We start from the raw sequence: 6,119 nt of genomic DNA on the forward strand, positions 1-6,119 counted from the left end.
TTAATTATTTTTTGTCGTAGCTAGCGATTGAATCAAAAATGAATTGCACAAATGCTTCACGGTCAACGTCTTCAATAACTTTGATATTGTTCTTTTGTGGAGCGTCTGTCCGGCGGTCTGGGTATGTCATACCACGATATTGGTCGTTTGTTAGGCAGACATCCATTGAATAGTTAGTGCTCTTGGTAAATAGTTCTGGAGCAATCAAACTAATAACAGCACAAGCATCGTGAATTGGAATCTTTGTCATACCTTTAGCTAATTCAGCTGAGGCATAGAAATCCAAGATTGAGCTGGCCATCACACCAACGTGACCAAGATCTTTGATTTTGTTGATTTCATCCATTGTTAGATAAGCTTTGTTTTCTGTTAAATTCAATCCTGATAAAGTAATTGGCAATCCTGAGTTGAAGACGATTTCCATTGCTTCAGGATCAACGTAAGCGTTGAATTCAGCAGCTAAAGTGATATTACCTTGTAATGTTGAACCACCCATAATATAGATGTGTTCGATATTCTTTTTAACTTCTGGGAAAGTCTTCAATAGAAGTGAAACGTTTGTTAGTGGAGCAGTAGCAACTAAGTTAACCTTTTCGTCACTCTTTGAAATGCGGTCATACATGTAAGTTACCGCATTGTCACTTGTTAGTGGATAGTCGAGACTGTTTTCAGGAAAGTCGTAACCGTCCATCCCAGTCTTACCATGAATTTCACCAGCAGTTTCAATTTCTTTAACTAGTGGGGATGCTTGACCGGATGCAAGTTCTGCCTCTGAGCCTAAAAATGTTAGTAGCTTCTTAGCATTTTGTGTAACATATTCAAGTTTAACGTTACCACCAACGGTTGTAACACCCATCAAATCAGCTTTTTCGGGATGTGCAAGTAAAACTGTTAGAGCAATCGCATCATCAATACCAGGATCACAGTCCATAATTACTTTTGTCATTAAATCCTTACCTCACTTTTTTAATTTTTGGGGAATCTTTTTAAGCGCACGGATAAAACTGTGTCGTTCTAAAGTGCCGAGTGCTGATAAAATTTGTTGGTCATTTGCTTCCATAAATTTATCAATGGCATCTTGCATATCTTTCGATTTGTCGGATAAAACGATTCGTTTCAAACGTGAGTCATTTTTAACATTGCGACGGATTATTAGTTCATCCTTTTCCATCGTCTTTAAAATGTTAGTCGCGGTTGAGCGGCGAATGTTGAATTCTTGTTCAATATCTTTTTGATAAATAGTTTCTTTAGGTGGATTGGCCAAGTAATGAATGATTTGTAATTGAGTACCGGTCAGTCCATATTTACCAGCAAAGGTATTGATACCACGGGAAATCTCATTCGATGCTACTTTGATCAAATGAGCCACGTCATGCGCCATAAAATATCCTCCTTAGAGCATGTATTACGAAATTATTATAACATCTTACATTTGTTCTATCTGTATCGGTTTGTAAGATGATTCACATAATTACTAAATCGTCATTTTCGATTAATATTATTTTTATAAATTTTAGTTTTTTGTTAATTTTTGGTCCTGTTTAGGTTAGCGAGAAACATTCTTTGTATTAATTTCCAAACTCACCTATATTGGACTATGGAAACTAAATACAGGGGGAAAGATAAATGGCTAAAGTTTTAATTTTAGGTGCTAACGGTAAGATTGCCCGTTTAGCTGAACATATTTTTGTTGATACAACTGATACAGATTTGAGATTGTACTTAAGAAATGCAGGACGTTTAAAGGACTTCGCTGATTCACATACACTTGTTGAAACAGTTGAAGGCGATGCAACAAATGTTCCAACATTGATTGAAGCAATGAAAGATGTTGACATGGTCTATGCTAACTTAGCTGGTGGCAATATTGAGGATGAAGCTAAGGCAGTTGTTGAAGCAATGCATGCCGAAAAGAAGACACGTTTAGTTTGGATTTCAACCTTAGGTATTTATGATGAAGTACCTGGCAAGTTTGGTGAATGGAACAACAAGACTTTGGGTAACTACATTACAACATATGCTGCTGCCGCAAAGGTTATCGAAGATTCAGATCTTGATTACACAATCATTCGTCCAGCTTGGTTAACAGACAAGCCAGAAGTTGATTATGAAGTTACTCAAAAGGGTGAAGCCTTTAAGGGTACCGAAGTTTCAAGAAGATCAATTGCTCAAGTTGTTGTTGATATTTCGCAAGATCCTGATAAATACAAACGTGAATCAATTGGTGTTAATAAACCTAATACTGATGGGGATAAACCTGCCTGGTATTAAAAAGGTTTTCCGCCTCCGGGAACAAGAAATTTAGGCTAATGTATTAATCAATTTATTATAATTAATTTAAAACTCCATTATAGGAAGAAGGGATATAAATTCTTCCTATAATGGAGTTTTTAGTTTGCGTTTTTGCTGGTTGAAAATTTCTAAAAATGCTATGGTGTTTTTGTAATCGATTGCAATTAGAAGGAGAAAATAAATGGTTAAACGTTTAATTAGTGCAAATACAAGTGAAATGTTGTCAATGAATGGTGCTGAATTGAAACAGAGTATCAAGGCTAGTGAAGGTCGTGTCGTTTTGAGTGAAAATGTTGTTGTTCATGAACCTTTAGACGGTATTACAACATCCGAAATTGCCGCAGCTTTTGGAGCCGATTTGATTTTATTGAATGCTTTAGATGTTTTGAATCCATTGATTTTAGGACTTTATAACGGTGAGGAAACGATGGCAACAGCTAAAGCTCATCACGATGGCAAAACGATTCATGATTTACAAAAATTAGTTGGCAGACCAATTGGTGTTAACTTAGAGCCAGTTGATTCTGATGCTAAAATGGCTGAAGATCGATTAGTTATTCCGGAAGGTCGTATGGCAAGTGAAAAAACGCTTCGTGAAGTCGAAAAGCTCGGATTTAATTTTGTCGTTTTAACCGGAAATCCCGGGACTGGTGTAACGAATAAGCAAATTGCGGCGAATATTAAAGTTGCTAAGGACGTCTTTTCAGGCTTAGTTATTGCAGGAAAAATGCACGGTGCTGGGGTAGATGAAGCAGTCGTTAGTCCTGAAGCCGTGGAAACATTCTTAGACGCTGGAGCTGACGTGATATTAGTTCCAGCAGTAGGAACTGTCCCTGGATTTGATGACACCGAACTAAAAGAAATTGTTAAATTAGCTCACAGTCGTGGCGCTCTAGTAATGAGTACCATTGGAACTAGTCAAGAAGGATCAGGCAGCAGTTTCATTCAAAATATTGCTATTAGAAATAAAGTTGCAGGTGTCGATATTCAACATATTGGAGATGCAGCTTGGGGCATTCAATCACCATTCGAAAACATTTATGCGCTGAGTAAGGCCATCCGTGGTGAACGCCATGCAATCGCCAGAATGGCACGGTCAATTAATCGTTGATTTCACTTTATGCGTTATGGTTAGAATTGTTGATACAATAGTAATATAGTAAAGTGTTTAATGAATTCTATAACGATGAAATTGGATTCTTTAGTTATAATATTAATTAAATATAGTTCGGATAATTCTATGATATAGAATTCATCTGAACTTTTTTGCTTTTATATACAATTATCTAATTCAACTAGACAGATTTAATATTAAATTATTATTAATTAGTCGTAGGAGATGAGAATATTCACCAGCCGTGAAAGTGGAGTTAGGACGGGTGATTTTCCCGTTCTTACAGCACCGGGCGTGTTTGGATACTTGCTTGCAAGGCTTCAAACCGAGATTCAAGACCTTGGCTTGAATCGGTCCGCACAGCAGGTGAATATTCTCATCTCCAGAGACGGCAGTGAACGCATACATAAAATAGGAAACCAAAATTTATACTCCAAATTTTTGAAAATAAAAAAATAATTTCAGAAAAAGCTTACGAAGAAGATTTTTTTCTGGTATATTAATCCACTGTTGCAACAATTTGGAGGTAACTATGAGTAAAACTCAAAAAATTAACACAAAACCTCTTCATCCATTATTGTCACTAATGGGTGTTCTGATTGGTGGATTCGTCGGCATGTTCAGTGAAACTTCGCTGAATATTGCTCTTCCATCTATTATGAAAGCTTTTAATATTGAAACGGGTACTGCTCAGTGGTTGGTTACAGGCTACATGCTAGTAATCGCTATCGTCTTACCCCTTTCAAGTTTATTGACAAAACATTTCTCAACTAGGGGATTAGTTAGATTTGCTTTAATCGATTTTATCGTCGGTTCAGTGATTGCCGCTTTAGCAATCAGTTTCCCAATGTTATTAGTTGGTCGTATGATTCAAGGTATCGCTACTGGTATTATTTTGCCATTGATGTTCTCAATCGCAATGCGAATCTTCCCACCTAATAAATTAGGTGCTGCTCTTGGTATGGCAGCACTTGTCATCATGTTTGCCCCAGCTATCGGACCTACAATTTCCGGTATTATCTTGGGTGTTTCATCATGGAGATTCATTTTCTGGTCATTTATTATTTTCCTAGCTATTGGATTAGTTATGATGGAAAAGAATTTGACTAACGTCTTTGAAGTAACCAAGCCAAAAGTTGATTGGTTAGCTATTGCACTTTCAACGATTAGTTTTGGTTTGATTGTCTTCGGAATTAGTTATTTAAGTAATAGCATTCCTTTGGCATTAGCTGCCCTAGTAGTCGGATTGATTGTCCTAGTTGTTTATATTAGACAACAATTACATGCGCAAACACCTACTTTGGATTTTGCAGTGTTGAAAAAGCCTGAATTCGTAACTGGATCAGTTCTAGTTATGATTAACTTTGGTATTACATTGTCAGCCATGTATTTGTTGCCAATGTACTTACAAAATGGTTTAGGAGTTGCTGTAGCTTTAACTGGTGCCATTATGTTGCCAGGTGGTGTGATCAATGCAGTTGTTTCCTTTGGTGCTGGTCGTACTTATGACAAAATTGGTGCTAAATTAATGACACGTTTAGGTTTCTTGATTTCAGCTATTGGTGCTGCAATGTTCTTATTCAGTAACTCACACAGTTCATTGGGTTATATTATTGCTGCACATATTGTCTTGATGATTGGTGTACCACTAGCTATGTCACCAGCACAAAGTTATGGTTTGAATTCTTTGGATGCTTATCAATCTGCTGATGGTTCAGCTATTATCAATACTTTCCAACAAGTTATCGGTGCTGTCGCAACTGGTATTGCTACAATCTTGTTGAGTACTGGTCAAGCTAACTATTTCGCTGCTGGTGGAAGTTCATCAAAATTAGCATTTACTAATGGCGCTCATTACGGATTTATGTTTACATTAATATTAGCTGTCTTTGGATTCATTTTGGCATTCCGCGTGCACAATAAGAGTGAAGAGACAGTCAGTTCGAAAGAATCAAAGCCTTTGTCAAACAAGGGTGAAAGTACTGCCGCCGACTTAAACTAGTCGCTGAGTTTATCGGTAAAAACAATTGATACGGAAAAGAACTAATCAAGACGGTAATTGATTAGTTTTTTTTATTGGGCCGCCTCCGGGCGTGCTGGATGAAGTCTGCTGTGGGGACCGGTTGGAGCCAAGGTCTCCAACCTCGATTTTGAACCTCGCAAAGTACGCGAGTTTCAAAACTCGTCCCGTGGTGTAAGAACGGGAAATCGCCGTTCTAACGCCACCTTCACTGCTGACTTCATCCAGCACGCCCTCCGGCTAGTTTCTGGTAGTTGGCGATATATTGTTCTATGAAAATATTGATTATTTTCATAGAACAATAATAATGACAACTGAATAATCTTGATTATTTAAATCTTAAATCATTGTTGTACATAGTGTTTACTTAGGCTTATAATTTTCAACGTAGGGCTATCTAACATGAATATGAATTTACGGTTGAAATGTAAGGTAAATTCTCTTATAATAATAAGGTTAATAAAATATGTTAAATGTATAACGGGAAGGAGGGTTTTTTAGATGTCACAAAATACACATAAAGGTATGACTGGCCACCGCCGTCCTGTAAACCAAAAAAATGGTGCAGAAAAACGCGCTAACACACAAGCTGTTCTTGACTTTTTAAAGAGTCGCGACACTAAAGAATCTAAATAATTTAGATACTAAAAAGAGCTAACAGATTACATCTGTGACCTATACCCCCAAAGTTAG

6 protein-coding genes are annotated in these 6,119 nt (G+C 37.1%); 4 read left to right on the forward strand and 2 right to left on the reverse strand.

Annotation, left to right across the window (positions count from 1 at the left end; all coding sequences use genetic code 11):
- Positions 1 to 4 precede the first annotated feature (4 nt).
- The gene (locus tag FD31_RS07190; protein ID WP_057892092.1) at positions 5 to 946 is read right to left on the reverse strand and encodes a nucleoside hydrolase; all 942 of its coding nucleotides are present in this window, start codon (positions 944 to 946) and stop codon (positions 5 to 7) included.
- A gap of 12 nt (positions 947 to 958) precedes the next feature.
- Entirely contained in the window at positions 959 to 1,381 is a 423-nt protein-coding gene (locus FD31_RS07195) for a MarR family winged helix-turn-helix transcriptional regulator (RefSeq protein WP_057892093.1), read from the reverse strand.
- 245 nt (positions 1,382 to 1,626) lie between these two features.
- On the opposite strand from FD31_RS07195, the gene FD31_RS07200 reads away from it, so the two are divergent.
- From FD31_RS07200 to FD31_RS14480, 4 genes are all read left to right on the forward strand, one after another.
- The gene (locus FD31_RS07200; protein ID WP_057892094.1) at positions 1,627 to 2,271 is read left to right on the forward strand and encodes an SDR family oxidoreductase; all 645 of its coding nucleotides are present in this window, start codon (positions 1,627 to 1,629) and stop codon (positions 2,269 to 2,271) included.
- 202 nt (positions 2,272 to 2,473) lie between these two features.
- On the forward strand, positions 2,474 to 3,403 hold the full coding sequence (locus FD31_RS07205; RefSeq protein WP_057892095.1) for a DUF7916 family protein: 930 nt from the start codon (positions 2,474 to 2,476) through the stop codon (positions 3,401 to 3,403).
- Positions 3,404 to 3,938: 535 nt separating this feature from the next.
- Complete coding sequence (locus FD31_RS07210; RefSeq protein ID WP_057892096.1) at positions 3,939 to 5,408, forward strand: MFS transporter; 1,470 nt, start codon at positions 3,939 to 3,941, stop codon at positions 5,406 to 5,408.
- Between the two features lie 519 nt (positions 5,409 to 5,927).
- Positions 5,928 to 6,062: a hypothetical protein gene (locus FD31_RS14480; protein WP_010018183.1), complete on the forward strand. Its 135-nt coding sequence runs from the start codon at positions 5,928 to 5,930 to the stop codon at positions 6,060 to 6,062.
- Positions 6,063 to 6,119: the final 57 nt, after the last annotated feature.

It is taken from the genome of Companilactobacillus nantensis DSM 16982 (assembly GCF_001435815.1).
Lineage (GTDB): Bacteria > Bacillota > Bacilli > Lactobacillales > Lactobacillaceae > Companilactobacillus > Companilactobacillus nantensis.